Source organism: uncultured Porphyromonas sp. (assembly GCF_938039215.1).
GTDB lineage: Bacteria > Bacteroidota > Bacteroidia > Bacteroidales > Porphyromonadaceae > Porphyromonas.
This window is the reverse complement of record NZ_CALHVI010000022.1, coordinates 1-16,384: the sequence shown is the minus strand read 5'-3', so window position 1 is coordinate 16,384 and position 16,384 is coordinate 1. Positions and strand designations below refer to the sequence as shown.

Annotated in this window: 4 protein-coding genes; all 4 read left to right on the top strand. The window is 55.6% G+C overall.

Features of this window, described 5'->3' with window-relative positions:
• Positions 1 to 14 precede the first annotated feature (14 nt).
• The 4 genes from Q0336_RS03035 to Q0336_RS03020 all read left to right on the top strand — a co-directional run bounded on the left by Q0336_RS03035 (position 15) and on the right by Q0336_RS03020 (position 15,870).
• Positions 15 to 4,799, top strand: coding sequence for a translocation/assembly module TamB domain-containing protein (locus Q0336_RS03035; protein ID WP_298525538.1), 4,785 nt, complete (start codon positions 15 to 17; stop codon positions 4,797 to 4,799).
• A 140-nt stretch (positions 4,800 to 4,939) separates the two neighbouring features.
• Complete coding sequence (locus Q0336_RS03030; RefSeq protein WP_298525535.1) at positions 4,940 to 7,417, top strand: BamA/TamA family outer membrane protein; 2,478 nt, start codon at positions 4,940 to 4,942, stop codon at positions 7,415 to 7,417.
• A gap of 205 nt (positions 7,418 to 7,622) precedes the next feature.
• Complete coding sequence (locus tag Q0336_RS03025; RefSeq protein ID WP_298525532.1) at positions 7,623 to 14,177, top strand: DUF4465 domain-containing protein; 6,555 nt, start codon at positions 7,623 to 7,625, stop codon at positions 14,175 to 14,177.
• Between the two features lie 517 nt (positions 14,178 to 14,694).
• Positions 14,695 to 15,870: a porin gene (locus Q0336_RS03020; RefSeq protein WP_298525528.1), complete on the top strand. Its 1,176-nt coding sequence runs from the start codon at positions 14,695 to 14,697 to the stop codon at positions 15,868 to 15,870.
• The last annotated feature ends 514 nt before the right edge of the window (positions 15,871 to 16,384 follow it).

The following is a 16,384-nucleotide window of genomic DNA, read 5'->3' as shown; positions in this document are numbered from 1 at the left end:
GCATCATAGCTCCGATGTCACGACGATCGAAGTATATCAAGCGGATCTTGTGGGGACTCCTCCTCACACCCTTTGCCTTGATCCTCCTGATCTCGCTCCTCTTGTACGTGCCCCCCGTACAGAACTTCGTCGTCCATCGCTTAGCTTCCTACCTCTCTGAGCAGACGGGGATGCAGATCACCCTAGATCGCATCCACCTCTCCTTCCCCTTGGATCTCTCTGTCCAAGGGCTAGATGTCGTCCGTGCCCCTAGTGATACCTTGCTCTCGGTAGGAGAGCTGAGTCTATCGCCAGCCCTTCGTCCACTCCTAGACAAGCAGATTGAGGTCCCTCGGATCAGCCTTGATCGCTTCACCCTCAACTATACCGATAGTACGGGGCTCAGCACTCTAAGAGCACGCTTGCCGAAGGCCTCGGTGGAGAAGCTCTATGTAGACCTAGAGAAGGAGCAGGTCGATCTAAGTCGTCTCGTGACTCGGGGCGGCTATGTCTCCTACTCCAGCACGGATACGACGAAGAAGGAAGACGAGTCTGAGCCTCTTCGCTGGCTCATCCGAGCAGACGAGCTCGATCTACAGGCGACACGGATTGATGTAGCTATGCCTCTGGATTCGCTCTTCATCGGAGCGGATGTCTCCCGCCTACGTCTCGATCGAGGAGAAGCAGATCTAGAGAAGATGCGCTTCCAAGTCGCTCGTGCTCGGGTCGAAGGGCGAGAGCTACGCTATGCTGTTGATCGTGCACCTGCACGCAGCCCTTACCTTGATCCTACACACGTTCACCTCACGAACATTTACTTCGAGGCTGAGAACATTGACTCGGAGGGGATGCGCCTATCGCTCCTCCTGCGTCGTGCCCAACTCAACGAGCGCTCGGGGCTGAAGCTCCATCATCTGTCGGGACGCTATGAGATGGACAGCCTAGGGATGTGCCTCGATGAGTTCATCCTCGATACCGACGGCTCGAGTATGCAAGGGGCACTCTCTATGCCGTGGAGCGTGCTCCGATCGGACCCCAAGGCTTCGATCGAGCTCACGATGAAGGCCTCCCTTGGGACTAAGGATCTTCTGCTCCTCTCTGCTTCGGCACTTGATGACCTCCCCGAGGGGAAGAAGCTCCTTGAACAGATCACCCGTCGTCAGCTCCTTGCTCCTATCCGTCTATCGCTTGAGACGCATGGTACGCTCAGTGCCCTAGATCTGACCGATGCTGAGCTCCATTGGCCTGATGTCATCCGCCTCTCCCTCAAGGGGAATCTGACTAGTCTCCTCGATGAGCGCCGACGCTCGGGGAAGCTCCGTCTGACGGGTCAGGTAGGAGCTAAGGCACAGACCTTGTTTGGTCTCGTCTCGCCACAGCTGGCACGAGACTATCGGATCCCTTCGCCGATGACCCTGTCGGGTGAGGTGGATATTCGTCGGGGTGTGTATAAGGGGGATATGAAGGCTGTCGAAGGTTCGGGGCAGGTCTCCATCAAGGGGCACTTCACCGAAGCTACGAAGAGCTATGGACTTAGCCTCAAGGCAGAACACTTAGACCTACGCCACTTCATGCCCCGAGACTCTATCGGTAAGCTGAGCCTCGAGCTTGATGCTGAGGGTAGGGGCTTTGACCCACTGAGCCCTCGGACTCAACTGAATCTCCGAGGTCGTCTCCATGAAGCCTCTTGGGGGCATACTACCCTGCATGACATTACGGTCGATGGTGCACTGAAGGAGGGCAATCTGGGCTTCTCCCTCAATAGCATGAACCCAGGGGCGAACTTCTCCCTTCAGCTCGATGGGATCTTCTCTCGTCAAGGCTTCACCACGGGTATTGGTCTGGATCTCGTGGAGCTGGATCTACAGCGACTGGGCTTCTCCGATACACCTCTCTCAGCTAAGATTCGTCTTGAGGGAGAGCTCCGCTCGGATATGAAGGAGACGCATAGCCTCACAGCTGCTGCCGATGGGATCAGCTTTGTCCTCGGGGGAGAGCGGATCGCTCCGCCTCGTGCCGACCTACAGCTTACCACCTCTCCAGAGCAGATCGATGCCGTGCTTACTTCGGGGGATATGAAGGCTTCGCTCCATGTAGGTGCAGGGCCTACCTCCACACAGGTGCAGCTCACGAAGCTCATGGATGAGACGCTCCAGCAGGTACGGCTCATCACTGCGGGGAAGTCAGCGACGAAGTACCTAGAGGATCTCGTTGTACACCTCCCTTCGTCTACGCTCAGCCTCACTATGGGCAAGGACAATCCCCTGCGCTACTACTTAGCTGACCAGCACGTGGCATTAGGGGCACTCTCGATGAATCTGGAGACTTCACCTCGGGAGGGACTGAGTGGTACGCTGGCACTCTCCGACCTACGCATCGATACCCTGCGTATCAATTCGGCTCAGCTCAACCTCTCTACGGAGCGACAGACGATCGCTCGTGGAGATAGCCTCTCGCTCGTGCTCTTCGGGACGGTGATGAAGTCACGCTACCGCTCTCAGGAGGGCTTCACCATCAGTACGGATCTACGCACTAGTCTGCAGAGCGGACACCTAGACTTCTCGTGGCAAGATGAGCGAGGTGAGGTGCGCCATACGGCTGAGGTAGAGGGCAGTTGGTCGGGAGAAGCCTATCAGCTTCACCTCATAGGTGACCGCCTACGCCTAGCCTACAATGACTACAAGATCAATACGGAGAATCGCCTCAGCCTGCGTAAGAAGGACTACTTCCTCCTCGGCTCACTCCGCCTCACGGGGGAGAAGCGTGGTGAGTTCTCGCTCCTAGCAGAGGAGTCCTCCCCAGGGGTGCAGGATATCACGCTGGGGATCCATAAGCTTCATCTCGAGGACTACCGTAGCCTTGGGCTCCCCGATATTGGAGGTATATTCTTCGGGGATGTGCACTACCAGCGCAAGGGGGATCTAAGCCAACAGCCGACGATCTCGGGTGACCTCTCTATCTCTGATCTACGCTATGAGGACAAGAAGCTCGGACACTTCACCTCCTCGCTCTTCTATGAGCCTCGTAGTGGCGATTCGCACTACATCACAGCGGATATTAGCTACAATGGTCAGTCGGCGATGACCATCGACGGGATCTACCACCCACGGGAGAAGACTTCTCCTCTGAGTGGCACGCTGACGCTCAATGCCTTCCCTCTGGAGCTGGCAAACCCCTTCCTTGTGGCTAATGCTACCACGCTGAAGGGGACGGCAGAGGGCTCTATCCGTCTCTCGGGGAAGCTCACCGAGCCTCTCCTCTCGGGGAAGATGAACCTAGCTGATGCCATGGTGCATCTCGACTCCTACGGGGTACACCTAGCCCTCGACTCCATGCCCGTGCGTATGGAGAACTCCGATATTTACTTCGATCACTATGCGGTGCATCCCTCGGTAGATACCCGCAAGGCGATCTACCTCGATGGTACGATCCGCAAGAGCACTACACCCCAAGCTACCGCTTCGCTCCGCATCACCTCCGATGAGCTGACCCTGCTCGATGAGCCTCGTCCCCGCAGGGATGATCAGCTCCTCTATGGGCGCATCATTGCCTCGACGAATATGAATGTCTCGGGTCCGATGACCTCGCTCCGTGTACGTGGAGGGATCAATATCCTCAGTGGGACGAACTGCACCTACATCCTACGTGAAGACCCGCTGAAGACGGGGACGCAGAGTGACGAGCTGGTACAGTTCGTAGACTTCTCCGATACCCTCTTCGTGAAGTCCCCAGAGGTCGCCCCTCCGACCCTCGGTGGGCTGGATGTCAATCTCACCATCCATGTTGATCCTTCGGTACGTATCGGTGCTGACCTCACGGCCGATGGGGTAGACTACCTCCATGCCCAAGGGGGAGGTACGCTCCACTTCACCTATCCGCCCTACGGAGAGATGAGCATGACGGGACGCTATGAGATGAGTGGGGGAGGTGAACTGAGCTATACGCTCCCTGTCGTGGGGAATAAGCGCTTCTCCATCTCCCCGACGAGCTCCCTCTCTTGGTATGGCTCGATCTCCAATCCCTACCTCGACTTCTCTGCAGTCAATAAGGTCAAGGCTACGGTCACCTCGTCCTCGGGATCTTCTGAGCGAGTGAACTTCAACGTCAGCATTGATATCAAGGACTACGTCAGTCGGATGAACCTCGGCTTTAGCCTCGCAGCACCGGAGAACCTCTCCATGCAGAATACCCTCTCCACGATGACCAAGGAGGAGCAGAGCAAGCAGGCCATCGCCCTCATGGCTACGGGGATTTATCTGGGTAGTGGTACGGGAGCGGGCAACCTCAATCTCAACTCCGCTCTAACCTCCCTCCTGCAGTCTCAGATCAATAAGACGGCGGGCAAGCTCCTGCAGGGTACCGACCTCAGCCTCGGTATGGACCACTATGACGGCTCCTCGGGTGAGGCGGCACGCACAGACTATACTTACAGCTTCAGCCGTCGCTTCTACAACGACCGCATCCGCATCATCGTCGGGGGCAAGGTGCAGAGTGGTGCAGGGGCTTCGAACCAAGGACAGACCTTCCTGGACAATGTCTCCCTGCAGTACCAGCTCGACAAGACGGGTGAGCAGTACCTCAGTCTCTATCACAAGCGAGTCACGGACAATATCCTCGAAGGGGAATTCTCGGAGACGGGAGTCGGGTATGTCCTCCGACGCAAGCTCTCCAGCCTCCGTGATCTCTTCCGCCCTCGCGCTAAGAGGGTCAAGCGAGACACGCTACCCAAGGTCTCCATCCAAGAGTGGCGACTAGGTGGTGATACGACTCAGGTCCAGCCTACGGATTCTACTCCAGTCGTTCGTCTCCAGAGCAAGTGATCCCCTTCCTTAGCTTCCTCTCAGCCTCTATGAACCGCTTCGATATACTTCCTCATCGTCGCTCTATCATGGGTCGCACCAGCGACCCATGCATGCCTCCCTCGAGTGACCCATACATGGGTCGGTTAGGTGACCCATGCATGGGGTCCTTCGCTTCCCTAGGTGCGGGGCGAAGTGTGTGCCGCCGCAGACCGATTCTTCGTGGTGCTTTCGCTCTTCTCGGTCTCTTTACGCTACTGCTCCTCGGAGGGTGCTCTCTGAGGAAGTATCAGACGGCAGACGATCAGCTCTATATCGGGATTAGGAAGATCAAGGTGGTCGATCGTCCCAAGGGATCCTATGCCGACCGAGTCATCGCCGCCGCCGAAGAACGCCTCAGCTATGCCCCCAATGGATCGGTCTTCGGAAGTAGCTCCCTTCGCTTCCCCTTCCCCCTCTTGGGACCCTCGATCTACATGCGCTTTGCTGAGGACTCTACGCTTGTAGGGAACTTGATCCGACGGCTTACCCCTCGCCCCGTCTGGATGCGTGAGGTCAGCCCCAGCCTGCGTGCTAAGGTCGCCCAGCAGACGCTCCAAGCGTTTGGCTACCTCTCGGCGCAAGTAAGTTCGGAGATCATCCCTCAGACGGCAGACTCCCTGCAGGCTCGGGTGGACTACAAGCTCGATCTAGGGCCACTCTATCTACTGGATAGTGTGCGCTACTTCCCTCGGGTGTATATCCGTCCTGGGCGGTACTTCTACCACCATCGTCTGAGTGCTCTACAGCGAGGTCGACCCTTCTCCCTAGAGGCGCTGGAGGATGACCGCACGATCGCACGAGCCTTCTTGAGAGAGCATGGCTACTACTACCTCAAGCCTGAGCACATCACCTACGAGGCAGATACGCTGATCTCCCCACGTAAGGTGTGGCTTCGTACCGTCCTATCACCCAACACTCCTCCCGAGGCCCTTCGTCAGTGGAAGCTAGGGCGGGTCATGCTCCGTCAGCTCCCAGAGGATCCCGAGGCTCCTATGACCCTTGCGGCAGACAGCGTCGCCCTCTCCGACAGTGTGATGCTCTACTATTCGGGTCGCCCGATCGTCCGCCCAGGTCTCCTCAAGACTCGGATCAGAATGAAGCAAGGGCAGGTATATCGAAGTACCGACGAGGAGCGTACGCTCTCCGCGCTGACGGGCCTCAGTGCCTTCTCTTCCGTAGAGATGTACTTCTCCCCCCGAGAGGACTTGTCTAAGAAGGTGGAGACGGATACGCTCTCTTCCGCCGAGGCTACGGACTCTGTCGCCGTCAGCCGTCCTACCTTCTCTGCTCAGCCCGATAGTATCGGGACGCTTGATCTGATGATCCTCCTGAGGAAGGACAAGCCTTGGAGTAGCTACCTCGGGGCTGCCTTCATGCGTAAGTCGACGAACTTCATCGGCCCTGGGCTCTCAGCATCACTCGAGCGCAACAATGTCTTTGGGGGAGGTGAGAAGCTCTCTGCCAGCCTCTCGGGATCCTATGAATGGCAGACGGGTCGTAACCCTATTGATGGCTATTCGGTGGCGATCAATAGCTACCAGCTCGGTGCTGATGTGGCACTGACCTTCCCCTCGATCCTCTTCCCTCGGCTGATGGATGCCTACTACAAGTATCCTACCTCGACGAGCTTCAAGGTAGCTCTGCAGGGGGTCAATCATGCCCGCTACTACACGCTTCGCTCCCTCTCCTTCACGATGGACTATAACTTCCAGCCCTCGAGTGAATGGAGCCATAGGATCACCCCGCTGAGTCTGAACTATACCCAGCTAATGAGGACGACAGCACGCTTCGACGAGCTGATCAAGGCGAACCCTGCTCTGGGGCTTAGCCTCAGAGACCAGTTCATCCCTAAGTTCGGCTACTCCGTCACCTATACACGGCGTGCGGACGACAGTCCCCACTATCTACAAGCCTCTGCCGAGGTCAGTGAGGCGGGCAATCTGTCGAATGCCGTGATGAAACTCGCTGGGGAGTCCTACAATGAGACCAAGACCATGTTCGGTGTGCCCTTTGCACAGTTTGCCAAGGCCGCCCTTGATCTCCGCTACTCCTACCGGATTAGTCGGAAGACAACGCTAGCGACTCACTTCTCCACGGGGGCGATCTATCCCTATGGCAATGCCACGACAGCCCCATACATCGAGCAGTTCTATGTCGGAGGAGCGAACAGCATACGAGCCTTCACGGTACGCAGTATAGGTCCTGGTCGCTACAAGGCTTCCGAGGAGAATGCCTACTCGTTCATGGATCGGGTAGGGGAGTTTAAGCTGGAGGCGAATGTCGAATATCGTAGTCGTCTCTTCGGTAACTGCTACGGAGCACTCTTCCTCGATGCTGGGAATGTCTGGCTCCTACGACCAGATAGTGCTCGCCCTGGAGCATCGCTCAGAGAGATGGGCTCAGTAGGTGGTCTCCTTGATGCAATAGCTGTCGGCACGGGGGCGGGCTTACGCTACGATCTCTCGTTCCTCGTCGTGCGCTTTGACGTGGGGATAGGACTGCATCTCCCCTATGAGACGACACGCAGCGGGTGGTACAATATCCCACGCTTTAGAGATGCCTTGGGCTTCCATCTAGCCATCGGTTATCCCTTCTAGTCGGAGGGGCGAAGTACGGAGCTGAGGCGCTGTCCCAAAAGAGGGCGGGCAGGGAGAAATTCCCTCCCTGCCCGCCCTCTATTTATAGTCTTGTTTATTCCCCTAAATCTCTGTAAGTTTGCTCTGTGTAACGCACCGAGCCAAGACCTGATACACCAGCCTCTATCTCGATCCATACCGATCAATCACATAACCATAACTGACGATGAGACGATTCTTATCTTCCCTTCTATGCCTTCTCATCTGTGCGCTGAGTCTCTCGGCAGAGATCCTCATGCCCCGCACCGATGGCAAGCAGCAGTCTGTCCTCATCCGCACCTCGGAGACCTTCTACGATGCAGGCGGAGCGAGTGCCAAAGCTCCGACGACGGGGACCACGGCAGTGGTCTTCACCCCACGCTATGGGCAGACTATCGAAGTCACTTTCTCTGAGCTCAACTTAGGTTCGGGTGTCCTCTATGTCTACGAGGGTCGCCAGAAGCTCGTCGAGGAGTATGATGATGACACCCAGGAGACGACCTACTCCAAGCCTCGTGTCAAAGAGCTCTTCGCCCTCCGAGGGAGTGATCTCACGACGAAGACTTTCCATGCGACGACCCCCGATGGAGTCTTGACCTTCGTCTTCGTGGGGGCTAGTCCCTCGGGCGATGGCTGGAAGGCTGAGGTCAAGAGCGTAGATAAGCTCGCTACGGACCAGCCCGTGCCCAAGGAACCCGAGGGCTCGGTCTATATGGTCTTAGGCCCTCGTGAAGTGCAGGTCGGTAGCACCCCCATCGCTTTCTACGATGATGGGGGGCCAGATAAGAAGATCTCGGAGCAGTTTGAAGGCTCGGTGACCTTCATCCCTGAGCGTGCAGGTCAGCGCATTCAGATCACCTTCGAGAAGCTCGATCTCTTCTCGACCAATCCTGAGAGAAATGACCAGCTTAACATATATAATGGGCGAAGCGAAGACCCCGCCCAGCTCCTCAAGCGCCTTCTGACAGATCCCGTCCCAGTGACCCTCCTCTCGGGGGCGGCTGATGGCTCGCTCACCGTTTCGCTCAAGAGCACTACGGGTGTCCCCAAGGATGGCTTTGTCGCTCGGGTGAAGGCGGTAGATCCTCAGCCGATGCACTTCGTATCTGCTAAGGCTACGTACCCGAAGGAGAAGGAACCCATCGCAGCTGGTGGCAAGGGTAAGGAACTCATGGCCTTCACCATCCAGACGGAAGGGATCTCTGATCCCCTCTCCCTTCAGTCCCTAGAGCTTAGCACGGAGGCCTCGACAGCTGGCGCTCTGAAGCACCTCACCCTCTATGCCGGTACTCGTGCCGAGGCTTCAGCAAAGATCGGCGAAGTAGAAGTGTCAGGGACGACACTCCTGCTGCCGCTTGCAGAGGCTAAGACCCTCTCATTTGGAGAGAATACCTTCCTCATCACGGGAGATGTCTCACCCGAAGCAAAGACGGGGGACAAGCTCTCCCTAGCTCTAAAGGCGGTCACGCTTTCTGGTAAGAAGGAGAGCCTCAGTCTACCGCTCCAAGAGACTCCCTACCTAGTCAAGAATACCCACCGCAGTCGTAATGGACAGCAGGAGATCCCAGTCTATTCGGATTGGACCTTCACGCCGACGATGAGCTATGGGCACTATGCTCCAGGCGATGTCGATCAGGTCACGATCTTCTCTCCTGGACGGACGGGTGAGGTCATCCAGCTTGATTTCCATAGCTTCGAAGTACTCTATCAAAACTCCTCTTATGGGACGAAGGCTACCTTCGAGATCTATGAGGGTAAGGGACGCTCTGGTAAGCTCCTCTGGAAGCTCAACGAGAAGACTATCGATGAGACTCCAGGGCTGATCCACTCATCGAGTGCCGATGGAGCACTGACCGTAGTCTTCAATCCTAAGTCTACGATGTCGGGCAAGCAGAAGAAGGGCTGGGAAGCTACGGTGCGTAGCCTTGTGCCTAGTCCTATGAAGCTCGTATCTACCCTCGTAGAGCAGGCCTCCACAGAGGAGGTCGCTGTCGGGGCGAAGGATCTAGAGTTCCTCGACCTTACGCTGGAGACCAAGGGCTATCTAGAGCCAAAGAAGCTAGAGGCATTAGGACTACAACTCAAGGGAGGCGCTCGCTCCTTTGCTCGTGTCGCTCTCTATTCCCTCCCTTCGCCTAAGGCTTATAAGGAGCGGAAGTTCCTCGGGGAGATCACTTCGCCCGCAAGTGATGAGGTGAAGCTGACCCTCACCGAGCCCTTGGAGTTAAAGGAAGGTAAGAGCTACTACTATCTCACTGCAGACCTCAGCGAAGAGGCTGAGGCTGGGACTGCCCTTGACCTAGCCCTCCCTTCGCTCACCCTCTCTGGGGAGCAGGTCGCTGTCGCCTCTCCTGACCCCGATGGATCACGTACAGCCCGCCGCTTCTATTCGATGAAGTCGGGCGAAGAGACGATCACTGTCTCCGCTCCGATCACCTTCTATGATGATGGGGGAGCCGATGGCAAGTACACGAAGGGCTTCTCGGGTACAGTGCACTTCGTCCCTCGCTCGGGTGAGGTCATCCGTTGTCGCATCCGCTCGCTACGTCTGCACCGTCTAGATGCGATCTCCTTCTACCATGGGATGAAGGTGGAGGAGGATAAGCTCCTGAAGAAGCTGAGTGGCTACAAGACGGTGGCTGACGAACTGGTATCGACTGCTGCCGATGGCTCCATGACCGTCACCTTCTCCAGTAAGTTCTCTGACCAAGGTTGGGAGATCGAGGTGCTCTCTGAGCGCCCTGTCCCCGTACATGTCGAGACGATCAAGGCCGAGCCCTTCCCCGAGGCTCGCCTGATGAAGGGGGCTAAGGATGTGCCCCTACTCAAGCTTGCTGTCACGCTCGCAGGGGAGCAAGGATCGGTGGATCTAGAGCGCTTTGATTTCGCTCCCTTCCAGAGTGCAGGATCGAAGTCCCTTGGGGTACTTCGCCTCTACAAGACGGGTACTTCGGAGGTCTTCTCCACGAAGGATCATTATGCAAGCATTGATCCCGCAGCGGGTAGTGGCTTCGCAGGATCAGCCCGCTACAGCGCACCTGGTACCTATTACTTCTTCCTTACAGCTGATATTCTTCCCGAAGCATCTGCTGGAGCTAAGATCACCGTGAGCCCTACTAGTCTCACAGTCTCTGGAGAGCAGAAGACGCTCTCTGATCCTCCCACGACCAGCTATGAGCTCCAAGCAGGACTTCATGGAGACTTCATCATCGGTACGGGGGCAGCTGCTCAGTACAAGACGATCTCTGAAGCTATCGAGGATCTGAAGAAACAAGGTGTCGACGGTCCCGTCCGTCTGCGCCTCAGCCCAGGGCACTACACCGAGTCCATCGTCTTACCCGTTATTCCAGGTTTGTCACTGACCAATACGCTCCTCATCGAGCCAACGACGGGTCGCCTTGGTGATGTCACTCTGGAGAATAAGCAGTACAAGAAGATCCTCTATGGGGATGATAAGCCAGGCTACTTCACGCTTGATGGAGCCGATCATGTGACGCTCCATGCGCTAGCCTTCCTCACGACCAAGAGCGAAGCCCCAGCTCTCCTCCTTATTCGCAATACTAGCCAGTATGTCACCATCGACGGCTGTAGCTTCACAGCTCCTAAGACAACTCAGTATAATGAGGGGGATCTGGCGCTCATCAAGACTAGTCGTGGTGATGTAGCCTATCCCAACAATGATCGTCTGGCTCTGCGTAACTCTAAGCTCACTGGGGGCTATATCGGTCTCCATGCCGATGGGCTATCCAATGTGGCTCTCCCCATCCAGCAGGGGCTCACAGTCGAGGGGAATACCTTCGTCGATCAGGGCTCTAAGGGGATCTATGTGCGCTGTGTCTCTGATGTCGTCATTCGCTCCAATGAGATCCAAGCTGGGGGTAAATCTTCCTACGACTACCATGCGCTAGACTTGACGCTCGGTGATGGTATCACTGCCCAAGCTAATCGTATCCATATCGGTGCCTTCACGGGTACGAAGACCTCGGTGCAGGCGATCTATCTTCGCCAGAGTACAGATCATGCTCAGCAGGAGAAGAAGGCGAGTAGCTTGATCAACAATGAGCTCATCCTCACTGCACCTGCACAGATCCGTGAGGTATATGGCTTCTACTTCGCCGAGTCTAAGATGACCGATGTGCATCTCCTGCATAACTCCGTCCTCATCTCGGGAGACTATGCGGGTAAGAATACAGCACCAGTCATCGCCTTAGTACGAGGTGGGGGAGCTCTGACAGGGCTTGTGGTCAAGAACAACCTCTGGCAGAATACGACTAAGGGGCTTATCTACTCCTTTGCTAAATCGGTTGTCCTAGAGCACCCCACCTTCTCAAGTAACCTCAGCTATACCGCAGGTGCTAGCTTTGCGGAGTTAGAAGGGGAGACTCTGGATCTCGGTGCTTGGACAGATAAGGTCTCAGACGCATCCAGCCAAGTCGCCAAGGTTGACTTTGTCGACCCAACACGAGCCCTACTGCCACAGGACTTCTCCGTCCTACGCTTTGCTCCAGCCCTTCCTAATGTGCCTCGGGATATCCTCGGTGCAGTACGCCCCAAGACCGAAGTCTCAGTAGGTGCTTACGAAGAGTCTAAGCACGGGCTGCCTACCCTTGTAGCAGGCTATCCTAAGCCTCGAGCACTGCGAGCTGAGCGTGTAGAACTGGAGGTGAAGGCTACCGACTTCGGTGTCTTCTACTGCCTCGTTCGTCCGAAGAGTGAGGCTGCTCCCTCGCTGGACGATCTCAAGGCCTCTGAACTCAAGCTCACGCTCTATCCTCAGCGTGCCGAGTCCCTGATGCTTCCTCCTCTGCAGGAGCAGACGGCTTACCGCCTCTATCTCCTCGCTCAGGGACTAAATGGAGCGTATGCTACCCAAGCCCTGACCTATGACTTCTCTACGAATGGCCTCCCCTCAGCGCCTGCAGACTTTGAGGGACTTGCCGTAGGAGCGACGGACTTCACGAGTGGTACCTACCACTTCTCTGGGGCAACTGTCTATGAGCCCAATTCCCCTTACAAGCGGGAAAGCCGACGTGCGGTCAAGCTCTCTGCTGGTACTATCGTGAGTCCGACCAATACCGTTGATGCGGTGACACTCTCGGGCTTCTACCTCCAGAGTACGGCTCCCGTGAAGGTGACTGCCTACGGAGGCTCTACGATCAATCTGATGACGACCATCCCTTCTACAGAAGGTCTATGGCGCTATGTCAGCCTGCGTGATCTAGGCGAACTGACCTCGCTGCAGATCGATCCCGAGGGAGAAGCCTCGATGGATGACTTCACGGCAGATCCTCTTCCCCTAGTAGTCCCCTCTTGGTCTCGAGGTGTGAAGTATGGTGAGGAGGTCACACTTGTTCGTGAGCCCGAGGGTGGTGTCTGGCCCTACACCTATCTATGGTATGATGCTTCGGGTAAGCAGGTCTCTGATCAGAAGGCTTACACGCTCAAGGCTGAGCGCACGACTCGCTTGGCACTCCACATCACCGATGCTTGGGACCAGAAGAAGTCTATTGAGGTCCTCCTCAAGGTCGAGGGAGGTCCCTCACAGGTAGCTACCTTTGAAGACCTAGCTTTAGCACCCGAGAGTGCTTGGTATGGACGAGAAGGGCATGATCTGGATGACTTCGTCTCTACGACCTTCTATAGTGGTACCTATGCCTTCTCCAATAATGCTAATGTGCAGCTGAGATCTTGGACGGGCTTTGCTTACAGCAATCAGACGAAGACCGACTTCACCCAGCTCTTCCCAGACCAGTTCAATAGTGCAGTCGGGCATGGTTTCTCTGACTCGAAGACCTACGGTGTGGCTTATGCTTATGGCCGTCCTGTCGAGGTGAAGCCTACGAATGCAGAGCGAGTGACCTTCTCGGGGCTGTATGTCACGAATACTGCTTGGGTGAAGAAGGTGACGCAGGAGGGGACAAAGATGGGGAATGAACCCGATGCACCCTTCCATAAGGGCGACTATCTGCTGCTCATCGCCAGCTCTCAGGATGGTAAGAAGAGCCTAGAGTTCCCGCTCATCGACTACCGAGCTGATGACGCTCGGGAGCACTATGTCATCGATAGCTGGCAGTGGTTTGACTTGACGGCTCTTGGTGAGACTGAGGGAGTGCGCTTCTCGATGAAGGGCTCTCGGGTAGCTAATGGTGGGACGACGATCCCAGCTTACTTCTGTCTGGATAACTTCGGTGGCGAAGTATTTGCTACGGAGGCAGCACCGCTCACGCTCTCAGTGAAGGGACAGCAGACGCAGGATGTGGCCAAGCTCTTCACCGATGCAGGCCTCTTGAAGCAAACGACTCCCAGCCCCGAGTATAGCCTCGTGCGTGATGGCGGTGAGATCGTCACGGCGGAACTGAAGGAGGGTCGCCTGCACCTCACTGGTCTTACCGTCGGCGCTAAGGATATTCTGCTTCGTCTCCGTCAGGGAGGACGATCCGAGTATCTCCGTCTACCCATCGTAGTCACGGGGACAGTTACTCCTAAGCCTCCCGTGGTAGATCCGAAGGAGCCCGGCGAACATCCTAAGGAGCAGAGCGAACTGAAGGTCTATCCTACCCCCGCTACTACAGAGATCTACGTCTCTGTCAGTGGAGATCTGGAGATCTACAACCTCTCGGGCCAGCGAGTCCTACGTGTCGAAGGCTACAGAGCAGGACAAGCGCTCTCCGTCGCAGGCTTACCTGGAGGCGTCTATCTAGCACGCACCGCTCAGGGTGTGGTACGCTTCATCAAGCGTTAGCGCTAGGTAGCATCTCTTGAAATAGCGAGCGAGGCTATACCCCCAGTGGGTGTAGCCTCGCTTCTTTTGTATCTGTCTCCTGCCCATATTTATGAAGGAAGTGGCTTGACTACTCTCCCGAATCTTTTGATGAAGATGTGAGTGAATACGGGTATTTTTAAGGCTGTCAAACTATTTGTTCTGTAGAGGGCAGATTTGGCTATATTTGCTGTAGACAAGTTGTAAGAATCGAATCTTCCGGTTTACTTCGATTGCGCTAGTACAGGCGGATGACCCTAACTGATGAATAAGGTAACGTCCTCCTAAAGGGGATTCATTTCTATAAGCATATGAGACAGATTAGACACTACGTGGTGCTACCACTGCCACTTGCGGTATTTCCCCGCTCTTGGCCTTTAGGAGCAGAGACGTTAAGCCTTTCTACTGGCACGACTCGGATATTACTTCGGTCACGGCTACCCTTAGAGTAGAATTCAACAAACAACCTATCCTCTAACCCCCAAGAAGTACATGTATTATGAATATCAGACATAGTCTTCTCCTAGTAGTCACTTCGCTCGGAGCGATGACTGCCATCCAGGCTCAGGAAAAGCTGGATATCAAGCTCACGGGTCGTGCACTCTTCGACCTAGCTACCTATTCGCAGAACGACGCTGCCAAGACGCAGGACGGCGAGATGATCGGTGGTGCCGGCATCCGTGATATGCGTATCGGCTTCAGGGCCAATTACGGGCCGAGCTGGTTCTTCCGTGGCGACGTCGTCTTTGCTAATAATAAGGTCTTGCTCAAGGATGTCTTCCTCCAGTACAATCTCAGTAAAAACAACTTCCTTCGTGCTGGTCACTACATCGTACCCTTCGGTTTGTCGTCGGCCTACGATCCAGCGAAGAAGGAATATTTCGAAGAGGCCGAGGGGAATGTCTATCAGCCCGACCGACGCATAGGGTTGATGCACACGATCTTCAATCGCCAACTCTGGTGGCAGTACGGGATCTTCGCCGACAATTCTGCTCTGACGACGAGCACGGATAAGTCCGGTCCGCAGGGCTTCACCGTGGCGGGTCGTCTGGTCTGGCGTCCAGTGATGGGCGAAGGTGCAGGCTTCCACGTCGGGCTCAGCGGCCTGCACGTCAAGGCCGAATCGGATCTGAAGAAGGGTTCGCACGTAGCTTATTCGTCGAAGTACCTGACGGCCGTCGACAAGCGCAATGCTATTGCGGTGGATCTGACGGATGCTCGCTGGGAAAACAAGTTCACGGCCGAGTTCCAAGGTATTTATCGCAACTTCCAGCTCAGTAGCCAATACTATTGGTCGCACGTCAACCGTCTGGGCGGGAATGCTTACGACACGAAGGGATTTTACGTCTCGGCACGTGGCGTGATCGTCAATCCCGTCGACTACAAGTACAACTATGTGACTTCGGGTGTTGATTCTCCTGGCTCCAATAACCTCGAACTCATGCTCGGCTACGGCTTCCTCGACCTCAACGATACGCATGCGCTGGCCAATTCCAATATCGCAGGCATGGCGGGCGCAGGTAAGATGACGGACTACAGTGCTGGGCTTTCGTACTTCTTCAATAAGTACGTCACCGTGCGCCTCAATTACCACCACATGGATGTGAAGCAGTGGAGCGAGGCCGAAACGAAGAAGGTCGATGCTCTTCAGCTGCGTGTTCAGTACATTTTCTAAGAGTCGCTGATCGACACCAGCCTTCATTGCGGGGCGGAGAGACTGATGCTGGTCGCTCCGCCCCGCTTTCTTTTGGGTGGAGGTGGTAGGACTTTCGGGGGAAGGTGATAGAACATTCGGAGGAAAGTGAAGCTGTTTCCAAGTGGAAGTCCGATTAGTTTCGGTTGAAAGTCATTGTAGTTCTCATGGGAAGTAATAGGACTTCCGCTGCGAAGTAATTGCAGTTCTCGGAGAAGGTTATATTACTTCTGACGGAATGTTATATTACTTCTGACGGAATGTTATATTACTTTTCGGCGAATGTTACATTACTTTTCGGCGAATGTTACATTACTTTTGAAGGGGGGTATTATGAGATGCGATCGGAAGTCGTATTTCTTCGCCTGGGAAGACCTTGTTTTTCGCCTCGGAAGTCCTTGTTCTTCGTCTGGGAAGTCGAAGAAGTTGCTCCGCTAAGTGCAGGTTCTTCTGGACCTAAGTCGTTGGACTTCGTGAGCTCGTAGCGTGGTGGCAA